This is a genomic window from Kocuria rosea (genome assembly GCF_006094695.1).
In the GTDB taxonomy this organism is placed as follows: domain Bacteria; phylum Actinomycetota; class Actinomycetes; order Actinomycetales; family Micrococcaceae; genus Kocuria; species Kocuria rosea.
Genome location: NZ_CP035103.1, coordinates 3062655 through 3077080 on the forward strand (window position 1 = coordinate 3062655; position 14426 = coordinate 3077080).

Sequence of the window (14426 nt, forward strand, 5' to 3'; positions counted from 1 at the left end):
CGGTCAGGCCACGGACCAGGTGGATCCGCCGGCGGCGTCGCGCACCGCGACGCCGGCGGCGGCGAGCTCGTCCCGGAGGGCGTCGGCCCGGGCCCAGTCCTTGGCGGCGCGGGCCTGGTCGCGCTGGGCCAGCAGCGAGCGCACGAGGGCGTCGAGGGCCGCGTGCTCGGCGGCGTTCCCGGCGGCGTCCCCGAGGTCCATGAGCGCGGTCAGGCCGAGGACGTCGGTCATGGCGCGCACCGCCCGGGCGGGCGCGGCGGCGTCCAGGCCGTCGGCGAGCGCGGAGTTGCCGGCGCGGACGGTCTCGTGCAGGACGGCGAGGGCCTGGGGCACGTTGAGGTCGTCGTCCATGGCGTCGCCGAAGGCGGGCGGCACGTCCCCGGCCGCCCCGTCGAGGTCGGCGCCGGCGTCCCGGGCCGCGCGCAGGAAGGACTCGACCCGTTCGACCGCGGCCGTGGCCTCGGCGAGGGAGGTGGGCCGGTAGTCCAGCACGGAGCGGTAGTGGGCCTGGCCGAGGTAGTAGCGCACGGCCAGCGGCCGGGCCTCGGCGAGCATCTCCGCCGGGGAGACGGTGTTGCCGATCGACTTGGACATCTTCTCGCCCGCGTAGGTGACCAGCCCGTTGTGCAGCCAGAGCGTCGCGAACCGCTGCCCGGCCGCCGCCGACTGGGCCAGCTCGTTCTCGTGGTGGGGGAAGCGCAGGTCCAGTCCGCCGCCGTGGATGTCGAAGTGCTCGCCGAGGTACTTCGCGGCCATGGCCGAGCACTCGAGGTGCCAGCCGGGCCGGCCGGCGCCCCAGGGCGAGTCCCAGCGGGCGGTCTCGGGCTCGCCCGCCTTGTGCCCCTTCCACAGGGCGAAGTCGCGGGGGTCCCGCTTGCCACGGGGGTCGGCGTCGGGGGCGTCCTGCATGTCGTCGACCGACTGGTGGGTGAGCTCGCCGTAGCGCTCCCAGGAGCGGACGTCGAAGTAGACGTCCCCGGAGCCGTCCGGCGCCGGGTAGGCGTGCCCGGCGTCGACGAGGGTGCGGATCAGGGCGTGCATCTCGGGGACGTGGCCCGTGGCGCGCGGCTCGTAGGTGGGCCGGCCGACGCCGATGGCGTCGTAGGCGGCGTTGAACGCCTGCTCGAACCGGTAGGCCAGCGCCCACCACGGCTCGCGGGGGTGGTCGCCGGCGTAGTCGGGGGCGAAGGACGCGGCCGAGTTCGCGAGGATCTTGTCGTCGATGTCGGTGACGTTGCGCACGGTGGTGACCCGGTAGCCGCGGTGGGCGAGCCACCGGGCGAGCTGGTCGAAGACCAGGGCCGAGCGGACGTGGCCGATGTGCGGCATGCCCTGGACCGTGGCGCCGCAGTAGTACAGACGGGCCTCGCCGGGGTGGGCGGGCGCGAAGTCCCGCACGGTCGCGGTGGCGGTGTCGTAGAAGCGCAGAGTCACACGGCCCATCATAAGGGCGGGCGGTGGCGCCCCGGTCAGGCCCGGCGCGCGTCCGCGGGCACGACCAGCGCGGTGGCCACGGCCGCGAGGCCCTCGCCGCGGCCCGTGAGCCCGAGCCGGTCGGAGGTCGTGGCGCTGACCGTGACGGGCGCGCCGGCTGCGGCGGTGAGCACGGCCTCGGCCTCGGCCCGTCGCGGCGCGAACCGCGGCCGGTTCCCGATCAGCTGCACGGCCACGTTGCCGATCTCGAAGCCGGCCTCCCGCACGATGCGGGCCGCCTCAGTGAGGATCCGCACCCCGGACGCGCCCTCCAGCTCGGGGCGTTCCACGCCGAAGTTGGCGCCCAGGTCGCCCGTGCCGGAGGCCGAGAACAGGGCGTCGGCGGCGGCGTGGGCCACGACGTCCCCGTCCGAGTGCCCGGCGAGACCGCGCTCCCCCGGCCACTCGAGGCCCGCGACCCACAGCGGGGTGCCCTCGGGCCCGAAGGCGTGGACGTCGACGGCGATGCCGGTGCGGGGCAGGATCACGGGTCAGGGCTCCTCGGGGTCGAGCAGATCGGGGTGAGGGCCGGGGGTAGGAGCGGCGGTGACGGGCACCGCCGCGTCCGTGCCCGGTGCGCGGCCGCGCAGGACGGCCTCGGCCAGCACCAGGTCGAGCGGGCGGGTGATCTTGAAGGCGTGCTCGTGGCCGGGCACCGTCAGCACGGTGGTCCCCGGGGCGTGCGCCTCCACGAGGGAGGCGTCGTCGGTGACGGACCCGGGGTCCGTCCCGGCCTCCGCGGCGGCGCGGTGCACCGACCGGAGCAGGGCGAGGTCGAAGCCCTGCGGGGTCTGGACCGCGCGCAGCACCGTGCGGTCCACGGTGCCGAGCGACCGTCCGGCGTCGTCCACCCGGCGCATCGTGTCCGCCACAGGCAGCACCGGGACCACGGCGCGCTCCCCGGCGCGCAGCCGGTCCACGACGGTGCGGAAGACCTCGGGCGGGGTGAGGCAGCGGGCGGCGTCGTGGACGAGCACCGCGGTGGAGGCGGGCTCGGACCGCGCGAGCTCGGTCAGCGCCTCGCGCACGGACTCCGCGCGGGAGGCGCCGCCGGTCACGGGTCGCGCGCCGTGCGCCCGGGCGGTCGCGGAGAGCTCGACGTCCCCGGCCGGGACGGTCACCAGCACGGGCCCGGTCAGCCCGGCGCACCGGATGCCCCGCAGCGCGTGCTCCAGGAGGGGGCGGCCGTCGAGGGCCACCAGGGCCTTGGGGATGCCGTGCCCGAGTCGTGTGCCGGAGCCCGCCGCCACGACGACGACGGCGAACCCGCCCTCCGGGGAGGGCGGGTTCGCCGTGGTGGACCGTGGTGCGTTCCCGCTCACGGGTCGGTCAGGACGCCAGGATGTCGTCGAGGCGCTTCTCGGCCTCTTCCTCGTCGATCTTCTTGGCGAGCGCCAGCTCGGAGGTGAGGATCTGGCGGGCCTTCGTCAGCATCCGCTTCTCCCCCGCCGAGAGCCCGCGGTCGCGGTCGCGGCGCCAGAGGTCGCGCACGACCTCGGCGACCTTGAGCACGTCGCCGGAGGCGAGCTTCTCGAGGTTGGCCTTGTAGCGCCGGGACCAGTTGCTGGCCTCCTCGGTGTCCTTCGCCTGCAGGACCGAGATGACCTTCTTGAGCCCGTCCTCGTCGACGACGTCGCGCACGCCCACCAGGTCGACGTTCTCCGCGGGTACCTCGATCACCAGATCCCCCTGGGTCACCTTGAGCTTGAGATACATCTTCTCTTCGCCCTTGACGGTGCGGGTCTTGATCTCCTCGATGGTCGCCGCGCCGTGGTGCGGGTAGACAACCGTCTCGCCAACCTCAAAAACCATATGGAAATACCCCTTTCAGAACTTCCATTCTAACACGGTGTAGGATTCGCCGATCCGGGGCGGGCGGGGACCGGGGGCCCGTCGATGCGGACGATCCGTCGGCAAACGGATAAGCTGGTCGGGACATCGTCCTGAGCTCCCGAGGAGTACGCGCCGTGAAGATCGCCGCCCGCCAGAAGCTGCGTCGCGCAGGCCTGAGTGCCGCCGCCGCGGCCGCCCTGCTGACCACCGCCGGATGCGCCTACATCAACCCGCCGGCCACGACCATGGTGTACTCGGCCGCGGACGGCATCGTGGAGCAGGTCGGGGACGTCAAGCTGGCCAACGTGCTGATCGTGGCCACCGGCGCCGACCAGGAGGGTCGCGTGCTGGGCACCCTGGTGAACGACGGCGACCAGGACGTCACGCTGTCGATGGACGTCGACGGCGCCACCGCCGAGGTGCAGATCCCCGCCGGCGGCACCGTGGACCTCGACCAGGACGACCCGGTCGTGACCGTGGACCGTGCCGGCGCCGAGCCGGGTCTCATGGTCGAGACCGAGTTCACCGCCGGCGGCGAGTCCCTCACCGAGCGGGTCCCGGTCCTGGACCACACCTTCTCCCGCTACGCCGAGTTCATCCCCGGCGGCGCGCCGAGCACCCCGGCGAACCCTTCCAACACGCCCGTGCCCGTCGAGGAGATGGTGGGCCAGGAGAGCGGCCACTGACGACTCCCACCGGCGCGCACGAGCGGAAGGGCCCGGAACCCCTCGGGGTTCCGGGCCCTTCCGTCTGCCGGGGCGCCGGCTCAGCCCTCGAACTTGTAGCCGAGGCCCCGCACCGTCACGAGGTGCCGCGGGGCGGAGGGATCGGGCTCGATCTTGGCGCGCAGGCGCTTGACGTGGACGTCGAGGGTCTTGGTGTCCCCCACGTAGTCCGAGCCCCAGACCCGGTCGATGAGCTGCCCTCGGGTCAGCACGCGCCCGGCGTTGCGCAGCAGCATCTCCAGCAGCTCGAACTCCTTGAGCGGCATGGCCACCCGCTCCCCGTGCACGCTGACCACGTGCCGCTCGATGTCCATCCGCACGGGACCGGCCTGCACGGTCGCCGAGACGAGCTCCTCGGGCTCTCCCTGCCGGCGCAGGACCGCTCGGATCCGGGCCACGAGCTCCCGGGACGAGTACGGCTTGGTGACGTAGTCGTCGGCGCCGAGCTCGAGCCCGACCACCTTGTCGATCTCGGCGTCCTTGGCCGTGAGCATGATGATCGGCACGGAGGAGCGCTGCCGCACCTGCCGGCACACCTCGGTGCCGGACAGCCCGGGGAGCATGAGGTCCAGCAGCATCAGGTCGGCCCCGGACCGGTCGAACTCCGCCACGGCGTCCACGCCGTTGTCGACGACCTCCACCTCGAACCCCTCCTTCCCCAGCAGGTAGGAGAGCGGGTCGCTGAGGGACTCCTCGTCCTCGACGATCAGGATGCGGGTCACTGTCGGTCCTCCGTGCTCCCGGCGCGCGCCGCGGGGGCGGCGGGCCGTGGGGTCGATGCGTCTGGGCGGGGTGGTGCCTGCTGCGGCACCGGGCGGGCGGTCGCGCCGGGGGCCGGCTGCGCGGTCCCCCCGGGGTCGTCGGCGCCCTCGATCTGGGGGATGCTGAGGGTGAACGTGGAGCCGCGGCCCGGCTGCGACCACAGGGTGGCCTCGCCGCCGTGCTGGGACATGACGTGCTTGACGATGCTCAGTCCGAGCCCGGTGCCGCCCGTCCGGCGGGAGCGGGCCGCGTCCACGCGGTAGAAGCGCTCGAAGATCCGGTCCTGCTCGTCCTCGGGGATGCCCGGGCCCTGGTCGGTCACCGAGATCTGGGCCATCCCGTCCCGCTCCCGGACGCCGACGCCCACGCGGGTGCCCTCCGGGGAGTAGTGCACCGCGTTGTCGATGAGGTTGCGCAGCGCGGTGACGAGCAGGTCGGGGTCGCCGAACACGGGCCGGGTGACGCGCCCGCCCACCGCGATCTCGATGCCCTTGTTCTCGGCCGGGAACCGGTTGCGGTCCACGGCGTCGGCGATCACCTGGTTGAGGTCCACGGGCCGGCCCTCGGTGACCACGTCCGCGCCCTGCAGGCGGGAGAGCTCGATGATGTCCTGGACGAGGGCGGTCAGCCGGGCTGACTCCTTGTGCAGGCGCTGGGCGAAGCGGCGCACGGCCTCCTCGTCCTCGGCCGCGTCCTCGATCGCCTCGGCGAGCAGCCCGATCGCCCCCACGGGGGTCTTCAGCTCGTGCGAGACGTTGGCGACGAAGTCGTTGCGGATCGACTGCGCCCGGACGATCTCCGTCTGGTCGTCGGCGAGCAGCAGGATGTACTCCTCCGCGATGGGGGCCACCCGGACGTCGAGCACCACCGCGCCTGTCTGGAACGGTCCGCGGGACAGCTCGACCCGCCGCTCCTCGATCACGCCGCTGCGCCGGGCCCGGCGGATCATCTCGAGCATCTGCTCGTGCACCACGGTGTGCCCGCGGACCAGTCCGAAGGCGTAGGCGGCCGGGGAGGCGCGCACCACGCCGTCGACCCCGTCCACCACCACGTAGGCGCGGCCGATCACCGCGAGCACGTCCGCGGTGCCGTCGGGCAGCGTGGGCTCCTGGACGTCGGCGCGGGCGCGGCGGCCCCGTCCGCTCACCCGGAGGGCGATCAGACCGCTCACCCCGAGGGCGAAGCCGAGCAGACCCGCGGCGACGGCGATGGCAGTTGGACTCACGGAACCAGCTTAGGCACTCGGGGGCGCGGGGACCCCGTGCCGGGCGTCACGAGCTACAGGTTCAACCAACGTTCATCCTAAGATGAGCGAAAGTTCACTCCTGGCTGTGACGGTGGCGGCGGGTGTGCTCGCACCCGGCCCCCATGTCATCCGTCCCGCTCCGCGCCGCACCCCGGCCGCGGCTGCCGCGGACGCCGCCGCATCTCGAAAGGACGCATCCGTGCGCAAGGTTTTCCAGGCAGAACTCCACCAGGTCGGCGAGGAGCTCATCCAGATCGCGACCCTGGTGCGCGAGGCCCTCGCCCGCGCCAAGGACGCGCTCCTCGACGCGGACATCCAGCTCGCCGAGGAGGTCATCTCCAACGACGCCCGGATCGACTTCCTGCAGAACGACCTCGACGAGCGCTCGATCGACATCCTCGCGCTGCAGAGCCCCGTGGCCTCGGACCTGCGGATGATCGTGGGCGCGCTGCGGATGAGCGCCTCCCTGGAGCGTGCCGGCGACCTCGCCCGGCACCTGGCCCAGGCGGTGCGCATCCGCTATCCCGAGCCGGTCATCCCCGAGCCGCTCGTGGAGACGTTCACCCGGATGTTCGACCTCGACCTGCAGATCCTGGACCGGGTCATCCAGGTGCTCCAGACCCGGGACCTCTCCCTCGCCGACGACATCTACTCGCTCAAGGGCGAGGTCAACCAGCTGCACCAGTCCGTCTTCGACGCGCTCGCCGCGCCGAGCTGGGACTCGTCGGTGCCCACCGCCGTGGACGTCACCCTGTGCTCCCGGTACCTCGAGCGCATCGGGGACCACGGGGTCTCGGTGACCCGCAAGGTCTCCTACCTGGTGACCGGGGACTGGGTCCCGGCGAGCTCCGACCGCCCCACCGGCCACGGCCACGTGGGCCGCGACGGGGGCGAGTGAGCCCCCGCCCGGGCGCCGGCCGAGCCGCGCCCGGGCACAGGACAGGGGCCGGGTCCACCAGCACGGTGGACCCGGCCCCTGTCCGTGGGCGGGAGCCTTCCGGGACTACTTCTTGCCCTGGTTGGCGACCGCCTGGATCGAGCTCGCGGCGGCCTCGGGGTCGAGGTACTCGCCGCCGGCCACGAGCGGGCGGAGGTTCTCGTCGAGCTCGTAGTAGAGCGGGATGCCCGTGGGGATGTTCAGCGCCGCGATGTCCTCGTCCGAGATGCCGTCGAGGTGCTTCACCAGGGCGCGCAGGGAGTTGCCGTGGGCCGCGACGATGACGGTCCGGCCGGCCTGCAGATCGGGGACGATCTCCTGCTCCCAGTACGGCATGAAGCGGTCCAGGACGTCCTTGAGGCACTCGGTGCGGGGCGCGTCCGGCACGTCCGCGTAGCGGGGGTCGCCGGCCTGCGAGAACTCGGACGAGTCCTCCAGCTCGGGCGGCGGGACGTCGTAGGAGCGGCGCCAGGTCATGAACTGCTCGTCGCCGTACTCGTCGCGGACCTGGGTCTTGTCCTTGCCCTGCAGCGCACCGTAGTGGCGCTCGTTGAGCCGCCACGACCGCTTCACGGGGATCCAGTGCCGGTCCGCCCGGTCCAGCGCGAGGTGGGCGGTGGTGATGGCCCGGCGCAGGAGCGAGGTGTGCAGGACGTCCGGGGCGATCCCCTTCTCGACGAGCAGCTCACCGCCGCGGACGGCCTCCTCCCGCCCCTTCTCGGTCAGGTCCACGTCCACCCACCCGGTGAACAGGTTCTTCTCGTTCCAGTCGGACTGTCCGTGCCGGAGCAGGACGAGCTTGTGCGGTGCTGATTCGGTAGCCATGGGGCCATTCTTCCACCCGGGCGGCGGCGCGGGACAAGCCGGCGTCACGGGCGCCCCGTGTCGCGGGGCCGGGCGCCGCGCGCCCGGCGGTCACCAGTTGTTGGGGCCCTTGGACTCCAGGCCCACGGCCGGGCGGACGTCGGCCAGGTAGACCCCCACGGCCGTGCCCGCGATGAGCAGGACGAACAGGCTGGGCCGCAGCAGCATCAGCGTGAAGACCGTGAACGCGAGGGAGCCGCCCGTGAGCGCGAGCCAGAAGCCCTTCGTGCGCTTGAAGGCGCGCTGGAACTGCACCGGCGCCTTGGTCAGGCAGTCCACGAAGGCCCACACGGCCAGGCCGGCGACGACCAGCGCCAGCGCGATGTCGATGAAGCGCACGAGTAAGAAGACCCAGGGAATGTCCACGCCGCCCAGCCTACCGGTCGATCGCGCACAGGACGCGGTCGAGGTCCTCCCAGAGGTCCTCGACGTTCTCGATGCCCACCGACAGGCGCAGCAGCGTCTCCGGGACGCTGGGCGGCTCCTCGTGGTGCCGCCGCCGCCGCTCGATCAGCGACTCCACCCCGCCGAGCGAGGTCGCGGGGGTCCACACGCGCAGGGCGTCCACGGCCGCCTCGACGGCGGCGACGTCCCCCGCGGGCACGATCGCCACGATCGAGCCGAAGCCGTCCATCTGCGCGGCGGCACGGGCGTGCCCGGGGTCCCCGGGCAGGCCCGGGTAGCGGACCTCGCGCACGGCCGGGTGCTGCTGGAGGCGGCGGGCGAGCTCCCCAGCGGTGGCCGCGGAGCGCTCGACCCGCACCGCCAGGGTGCGCATCCCCCGCAGCGCGAGCCACGCCTCGAACGGGCCCGGGACCGCGCCGTGCAGGGAGCGGTGCCCCTTCAGCCGGGTCCGCAGGGCAGGGTCGGAGGTGACGGCGGCCCCCAGGACGACGTCGGAGTGCCCCGCCAGGTACTTGGTCACGGAGTGCACCACGATGTCGGCGCCGTGCTCCAGCGGTCGCTGGAGCAGCGGGGTGGCGAAGGTGTTGTCCACGCACGTGAGCACGCCGCGCTCGCGGGCCGCCGCGAGCAGCGCGGGGAGGTCGGCGACCTCCAGCATGGGGTTGGTGGGGCTCTCGAGCCAGAGCAGGTCGGCGGCGTCGAGCGCGGCCACCACGTCCTCGGTGTCCGTGACGTCCACGGTCCGCACGGTGAGCAGCCCGCGGGACTCGAGGTCCGCGGCCAGGGCCAGGGAGCCCTGGTAGCTGTGCCGGGGCAGCACCAGGCGGCCGCCCGCCGGGACGAGCGAGAGCACCGACGCGACGGCGGCCAGTCCCGAGGCGTAGGCCAGTGCGGGGAGCTCCGCCCGCTCGAGCCGCGCCAGCACGTCCTCGAGGTCCTCCCACGTGGGGTTGCTGAACCGCCCGTAGGTGCGGTCCTCGGCGTCGAGCCCGGCGGAGCCCCGGTAGGTGGAGGTGAGGACGATGGACGGGCCGACCGGCGCGTCGTGCTCCGGTGCGGGCCGCCCGCCCGCGACCAGCACGGTGTCCGGGCGGAGGTCGGTGGAGCCGTGGGCGGGCGGGGTCTCGGGGCGCGCAGTCATGGTTCCAGGCTATCGGCCCGCGGCGTCCCCAGCCGCGCGCGCACCGGCGGCGCTGTCCGCGCGGGTGGATAGGCTGGGACCGTGACCTCCCGACCGGCCCCCGCCCCGCCGCCCGCCTCCGCCGCGGCGTCCTCCCCCGCGCCGTCCGGGCGCGGGCTCTTCGTGGTGTTCGAGGGCGGGGACGGCGCCGGGAAGTCCACCCAGGTCGGCCTGCTCGTGGACGCCCTGCGCGCCGAGGGGCACGACACCCTGCGCACCCGGGAGCCCGGGGGGACCCCGCTGGGCGAGAGGGTGCGCGAGCTCGTGCTGGACCCGGCGCACGGGCCCGTCGACGCCCGCGCCGAGGCCCTGCTCTTCGCCGCGGCCCGCGCCGCCCACGTCGCCCAGCTCATCCGCCCCGCGCTCGCCGCCGGCCGGACCGTGGTCTGCGACCGCTTCGCCGACTCCTCCGCCGCCTACCAGGGCGCCGGGCGCGGCCTCGGCCTGGACCGCGTCGCGGAGCTCAACGCGTGGGCCACGGCCGGGCTCGTCCCGGACCTCACCGTGCTGCTCGACGTCCCGGCCGGCACGGGACGGACCCGCCGGGAGGCCCGGGACGGCACCGCGGGCGACCGCCTGGAGACAGAGCCCGACGCCTTCCACGACGCGAACCGGGCGGCGTTCCTCGAGCTCGCCGGCCGGGCTCCGGAGCGCTACCTGGTGCTCGACGCCACCCGGCCGGCAGGGGAGCTCTCGGCCGCCGTGCGCGAGCGCCTCACCGGGCTCGCCCGCTCCGCCCGGGCCGCGGAGGTGGGCGCGTGAGCGTGTGGGACCAGCTGCTGGGCCAGGACGCCGTGGTGGCGCAGCTGCGGCGCGCCGCCCAGGAGGACCGGCCCACCCACGCCTGGCTGTTCACCGGTCCGCCCGGCTCGGGGCGCTCCAACGCGGCGCTCGCGTTCGCCGCGGCCCTGCTGTGCGAGCAGGAGGACCCCGCCGAGCGCGGGTGCGGGCAGTGCCACGCGTGCCGCACGGTCCTGGCCAGCTCGCACGCGGACCTCACCCACTTCGTCACGGAGAACCCGCAGATCACCATCGAGGAGGCCCGCGAGCTCGTGGTCCGCGCCCAGGACCGGCCCTCGGTGGGCCGCTGGCGCGTCATGGTGGTCGAGGACGCCGACCGCATGGCGGAGCGCACCTCGAACGTGATGCTCAAGGCCATCGAGGAGCCCCCGCCCAACACCATCTGGCTGCTGTGCGCCCCGAGCCCGATGGACGTGCTCGTGACCATCCGCTCCCGCTGCCGCCCGGCCACGCTGAAGGTGCCCGCCGTGGAGGACGTGGCCGAGCTGCTGATCCGCCGGCACGGGGTGCCCCGGCAGCGCGCGGAGGAGAGCGCCCGGCTGGCGCAGTCCCACGTGGGGATCGCGAAGCGGCTCGCCCTCTACGACGACGCCCGCACCCGGCGGCAGGAGGTCGTGTCCATGCCGCTGAAGCTGTCCGGGGTGCCGGACGCCGTGCGCGCCGCGGACCGGCTGCACAAGATCGCCGTGGAGGAGTCCCAGGCGGACGCCGAGTCCCGCAACGAGGCGGAGCGCAAGCAGCTGCTCGTGGCCCTGGGCGCGCCGGAGTCCGGACGGGTGCCGCCGGCCATCCGCGGAGCCCTCAACCGGCTCGAGGCCGACCAGAAGCGCCGGTCCCGGCGGATCCAGACGGACACCCTCGACCGCTTCCTCATCGACCTCACCACCTTCTACCGCGACGTCCTGACCCTCCAGCTGCGCACGGGCTCCGCCCTGGTCAACGAGCACCTGGCCCAGCAGCTGCAGGACCACGCGTCCAACTCGACCCCCGAGCGGACGCTGCACCGCATCGACGTGATCAGCCGGACCCGGGACCGGATCCGCACCAACGTCAGCGCGCAGCTGGCCTTCGAAGCCATGGCCGTCTCCCTGCTCTGACCCCGGCCCCGACCCCCATCCCCCCACCCCCTCGAGGAGCCCCATGACCCGCCGTGCCGCCCCCTCACGCCGCGCCCTCCTGCCCGTCACGGCCGCGCTGGCCGCGACCGGCCTGCTCCTGAGCGGCTGCTCGTCCCTGGGGGCCGGCGCCACGGGCGAGCCGACCTCCGGGGGCGCCACCGGCGCCGTCGTCGAGGGCACCCCCGAGGAGCTCCAGCGCTACTACACGCAGACCGTCGCCTGGGAGGACTGCACGTTCGAGGTAAAGACCAACGGCGCGCAGGACGACCTCCAGTGCGCCGACGTCGAGGTGCCCCTCGACTACGCCGACCCCGGCGGGGCGACCACCACCGTGGTGATGTCCCGCCTGCCCGCAGGCGGGGACGCCCGCGGCAGCCTGCTCCTCAACCCCGGCGGGCCCGGCGCCTCCGGGGTGGACGCGATGCTCTACGCGCAGTACACGGTCACCGGCGACGTGCGCGAGGCCTACGACGTCGTGGGCTTCGACCCGCGCGGGGTGAGCCGCTCCGAGGGCATCGAGTGCCTCGACGACGCAGAGCTGGACGCGTGGCGCGCCGAGCCGATGTTCGACCCCGAGGAGCAGCCGGTCGAGCAGATCCAGGAGGAGTACGAGCAGCTCGGCGCCGCGTGCGTGCAGGACTCCGGCGAGCTCGTGGCGCAGATGGACACCGTGAGCGCCGCCCGGGACATGGACGTGCTCCGGGCCGTGCTCGGCGACGAGCGGACGACCTACCTGGGCTTCTCCTACGGCACCCACCTCGGCGCGGTGTACGCCGACCTGTTCCCCGACCGGGTCGGCCGGCTCGTGCTCGACGGCGGCGTGGACCCCACCCTGAGCGACATGGAGGCCACCGCCGACCAGGCCGAGGGCTTCGAGGACAACCTGCGCCACTGGGTGCAGCAGTGCCAGTTCGAGATCCGGGACTGCGTGGTGGCCGACGTCTCCACGGACGAGGCGATGACCCGGATCCAGGAGCTCATCGCCTCCGTCGAGGAGGAGACCGTGACCGCCGCCGACGGCCGGCGGGTCACCGCCACCAACGTGGTCGAGGGCATCCTGGGGCCCCTCTACGCGACCACCGGCTACGAGACGCTCAACGAGTCCCTGGGCGCCGCCTTCGACGGCGACTTCTCCGCGCTGCTCGCCCAGTCGGACGCCACGCACGGGCGCGACGCCGAGGGCCGGTACACGAGCAACACCACCATGGCGTTCACGGCCGTGAACTGCCTCGACCGGCCCGACGGGACGGTCACGGCGGAGCAGATGGCTCAGCACCAGGAGGAGCTCGAGCGGGTCGCCCCGACCTTCGGCCCGTACCTGGGCTACGGCGACGCAGCGTGCCAGGGATGGCCGGTCGACCCGGCGGGCCTGCCGGAGCCGCTCGACGCCGCCGGCGCCGATCCCGTCCTCGTGGTGGGCACCACCCACGACCCCGCGACCCCCTACCACTGGTCCGAGGCCCTCGTGGAGCAGCTCGACAGCGCCCGGCTGCTGACCTACGACAGCTACGGCCACACCGCCTACACGGCCGGCAACCGCTGCGTGCAGGACGCCGTGGACGCCTACCTGCTGGAGGGCGAGCTCCCCGCGGAGGGGACGACCTGCTCCTGATCCGCCGCGACCCGGGCGACCGGTGCCGGCACGGTGGGCGTCAGCGCGCGCCGGGCACCGGCGTGCGGACGAGTCCGGGGAGGTCCCGGACCGAGTCGACCACCACGTGGGCGCCGGCCGCGCGCAGGGACGCGGCGTCGTGCGCGCCCGTGCGGACGCCGACGACCGTGGCGGAGCCGGCCCGCAGGCCGGCCTGCACGTCCGCGGCGGTGTCCCCCACGACCATGACCCGGCGGACGTCGCCGAGGTCGAGCGCCAGCACGGCGGTGAGCACCATGTCCGGCCAGGGTCGTCCGCGCCCCGCGTCCGAGGGACACAGGCTGAGATCCGCGAGACCCGTCCAGCCGAGCTGCTCGAGGAGCGTGTTCAGGCTGTGCCGGTTGTAGCCGGTGGCCAGGCAGACCCGCAGGCCCGCCTCGCGCAGCGCCGTGACGGCCTGCTCCGCGCCCTCCACGGGAATGACCCCCTCGGTGGCCAGCAGCTCGTCGAGGTGGCGCTCGAAGTCCCGGACCGCCTGCCGTGCCCGGTGGGGGTCGCTCGCGAACAGCTGCTCGAGCACTCCCGCCTTCGACTGGCCCAGCGTGTCCCGGACGTGGTGGAGCATCTGCCGGAACCGCTCCGAGCCGGGGTCGACGCCGAGACCGGTCACGGTGCGCTCGAAGGCCCGCTCCATGATCCCGTTGTCGTGGAACACGGTTCCGGACATGTCCAGGAAGGCCAGTTCGAGATCCGGCGCGATGCCGCCGTCCGGTGTGCGCACTGGGCTGCTCCTGTTCCGGGCGGACCGCAGCGGCCGGCCCCGTCGTCGTGTCCGTCCATGCTGCGCCCCGGCCCTGCGGGCCGGTAAGGCCGGGGAGCCGAAGAGCCGGTGAACTCCCGGGGAACGCGCGCACCGCGCCCGGCCCCGCCGATTGGGGACGCCCCCGCGCTCTCTGCTACAGTTTCACCTGCACTGAGGCCGTCCCGGACGGCCGCGTGCACGCCTCCTTAGCTCAGTCGGTAGAGCGTTTCACTCGTAATGAAAAGGTCGTCGGTTCGATTCCGACAGGAGGCTCCCACCGGAAGAAGGCTCCGGACCCCCTGGGTCCGGAGCCTTCGTCGTCCCGCCCGAGCTCGTCCCGCCCTGCCGCCGGCCCCCACCCCGCGATCCCGCGCGACGGGCGGCGCGGACCGGCCGTCACAGTCGCGTCCTCCCTGGTCACAGTCGTGTTCGGCGGGTGGGACCCGCCGTACGCTGAGGCAACCGGGCGCGATCGGCCGCCACGGACCACTTGGGCGGTGCACCATGCAACTCCGTTCCCGACAGCGCCTCGGCACGCTCGTCCTCGCCGGAGCGGCCCTGGCGACGTCCGCCTGCGGCCCCTCCTCCGGTCCTCCGCCGGTGCCCGCCGCTCCGGGCGCGCCCCGGTGGTGCGGTGGGCGCGCCGGGGGACGTGGTTCTTCATCGGGCTGGCGGTCGCGGTGCGGCTC

Annotated in this window: 15 protein-coding genes and 1 tRNA gene; 6 read left to right on the plus strand and 10 right to left on the minus strand. The window is 74.0% G+C overall.

The window, feature by feature from the left end:
* Window positions 1–3: 3 nt before the first annotated feature.
* The 4 genes from cysS to EQG70_RS13970 are packed head-to-tail and all read right to left on the minus strand — an operon-like array spanning window position 4 to window position 3285.
* Window positions 4–1434, minus strand: coding sequence for a cysteine--tRNA ligase (gene cysS / locus EQG70_RS13960; protein ID WP_017831960.1), 1431 nt, complete (start codon window positions 1432–1434; stop codon window positions 4–6).
* Window positions 1435–1469: 35 nt separating this feature from the next.
* Entirely contained in the window at window positions 1470–1961 is a 492-nt protein-coding gene (gene ispF / locus EQG70_RS18580; protein ID WP_244296565.1) for a 2-C-methyl-D-erythritol 2,4-cyclodiphosphate synthase, read from the minus strand.
* Window positions 1962–1964: 3 nt separating this feature from the next.
* Window positions 1965–2795: a 2-C-methyl-D-erythritol 4-phosphate cytidylyltransferase gene (gene ispD, locus EQG70_RS18585; protein WP_244296566.1), complete on the minus strand. Its 831-nt coding sequence runs from the start codon at window positions 2793–2795 to the stop codon at window positions 1965–1967.
* Between the two features lie 7 nt (window positions 2796–2802).
* Entirely contained in the window at window positions 2803–3285 is a 483-nt protein-coding gene (locus EQG70_RS13970) for a CarD family transcriptional regulator (protein ID WP_017831963.1), read from the minus strand.
* A 155-nt stretch (window positions 3286–3440) separates the two neighbouring features.
* Here EQG70_RS13970 and EQG70_RS13975 point away from each other — a divergent pair, with 155 nt between their 5' ends.
* Window positions 3441–3992: a hypothetical protein gene (locus tag EQG70_RS13975; protein WP_017831964.1), complete on the plus strand. Its 552-nt coding sequence runs from the start codon at window positions 3441–3443 to the stop codon at window positions 3990–3992.
* 80 nt (window positions 3993–4072) lie between these two features.
* Here EQG70_RS13975 and EQG70_RS13980 read toward each other — a convergent pair whose 3' ends face one another.
* Both EQG70_RS13980 and EQG70_RS13985 read right to left on the minus strand, forming a co-directional pair.
* A complete protein-coding gene (locus tag EQG70_RS13980; RefSeq protein ID WP_035926161.1) occupies window positions 4073–4753 on the minus strand; it encodes a response regulator transcription factor in 681 nt (226 codons plus the stop codon).
* Window positions 4750–6018: a sensor histidine kinase gene (locus EQG70_RS13985; protein ID WP_035926156.1), complete on the minus strand. Its 1269-nt coding sequence runs from the start codon at window positions 6016–6018 to the stop codon at window positions 4750–4752. The genes EQG70_RS13980 and EQG70_RS13985 overlap by 4 nt, the downstream gene beginning before the upstream one ends.
* Before the next feature lie 220 nt (window positions 6019–6238).
* On the opposite strand from EQG70_RS13985, the gene phoU reads away from it, so the two are divergent.
* Window positions 6239–6937, plus strand: coding sequence for a phosphate signaling complex protein PhoU (phoU, locus tag EQG70_RS13990; RefSeq protein ID WP_017831967.1), 699 nt, complete (start codon window positions 6239–6241; stop codon window positions 6935–6937).
* Between the two features lie 105 nt (window positions 6938–7042).
* Here phoU and EQG70_RS13995 read toward each other — a convergent pair whose 3' ends face one another.
* The 3 genes from EQG70_RS13995 to EQG70_RS14005 all read right to left on the minus strand — a co-directional run bounded on the left by EQG70_RS13995 (window position 7043) and on the right by EQG70_RS14005 (window position 9386).
* On the minus strand, window positions 7043–7801 hold the full coding sequence (locus EQG70_RS13995) for a phosphoglyceromutase (RefSeq protein WP_017831968.1): 759 nt from the start codon (window positions 7799–7801) through the stop codon (window positions 7043–7045).
* A 90-nt stretch (window positions 7802–7891) separates the two neighbouring features.
* The gene (locus tag EQG70_RS14000; RefSeq protein WP_229587767.1) at window positions 7892–8206 is read right to left on the minus strand and encodes a DUF2516 family protein; all 315 of its coding nucleotides are present in this window, start codon (window positions 8204–8206) and stop codon (window positions 7892–7894) included.
* A 10-nt stretch (window positions 8207–8216) separates the two neighbouring features.
* Window positions 8217–9386 (minus strand): trans-sulfuration enzyme family protein, encoded by a 1170-nt coding sequence (locus EQG70_RS14005; protein ID WP_109269390.1) that lies wholly within the window; start codon window positions 9384–9386, stop codon window positions 8217–8219.
* 81 nt (window positions 9387–9467) lie between these two features.
* Between EQG70_RS14005 and tmk the strand changes: the two genes are divergently transcribed.
* From tmk to EQG70_RS14020, 3 genes are read left to right on the plus strand one after another with little or no spacing between them, the layout of a single operon-like run.
* The gene (tmk, locus tag EQG70_RS14010) at window positions 9468–10187 is read left to right on the plus strand and encodes a dTMP kinase (protein WP_109269391.1); all 720 of its coding nucleotides are present in this window, start codon (window positions 9468–9470) and stop codon (window positions 10185–10187) included.
* Entirely contained in the window at window positions 10184–11323 is a 1140-nt protein-coding gene (locus EQG70_RS14015) for a DNA polymerase III subunit delta' (RefSeq protein ID WP_109269392.1), read from the plus strand. Before tmk ends, EQG70_RS14015 begins: the two co-directional genes overlap by 4 nt.
* A gap of 43 nt (window positions 11324–11366) precedes the next feature.
* Window positions 11367–12956, plus strand: coding sequence for an alpha/beta hydrolase (locus EQG70_RS14020; protein ID WP_109243831.1), 1590 nt, complete (start codon window positions 11367–11369; stop codon window positions 12954–12956).
* Window positions 12957–12996: 40 nt separating this feature from the next.
* Here EQG70_RS14020 and EQG70_RS14025 read toward each other — a convergent pair whose 3' ends face one another.
* Window positions 12997–13716 carry an HAD-IA family hydrolase gene (locus tag EQG70_RS14025; RefSeq protein ID WP_109269393.1) on the minus strand — a complete coding sequence of 240 codons (720 nt, stop codon included), beginning with the start codon at window positions 13714–13716 and terminating at the stop codon, window positions 12997–12999.
* A 221-nt stretch (window positions 13717–13937) separates the two neighbouring features.
* Between EQG70_RS14025 and EQG70_RS14030 the strand changes: the two genes are divergently transcribed.
* Window positions 13938–14010: transfer RNA gene (locus EQG70_RS14030), tRNA-Thr, on the plus strand.
* The last annotated feature ends 416 nt before the right edge of the window (window positions 14011–14426 follow it).

Coding starts and splice junctions, on each gene's coding strand:
- EQG70_RS13970 (WP_017831963.1), bottom strand. CDS start 3,285: ATGGTTTTTGAGGTTGGCGAGACGGTTGTCTACCCGCACCACGGCGCG.
- EQG70_RS13995 (WP_017831968.1), bottom strand. CDS start 7,801: ATGGCTACCGAATCAGCACCGCACAAGCTCGTCCTGCTCCGGCACGGA.
- EQG70_RS14005 (WP_109269390.1), bottom strand. CDS start 9,386: ATGACTGCGCGCCCCGAGACCCCGCCCGCCCACGGCTCCACCGACCTC.
- EQG70_RS14020 (WP_109243831.1), top strand. CDS start 11,367: ATGACCCGCCGTGCCGCCCCCTCACGCCGCGCCCTCCTGCCCGTCACG.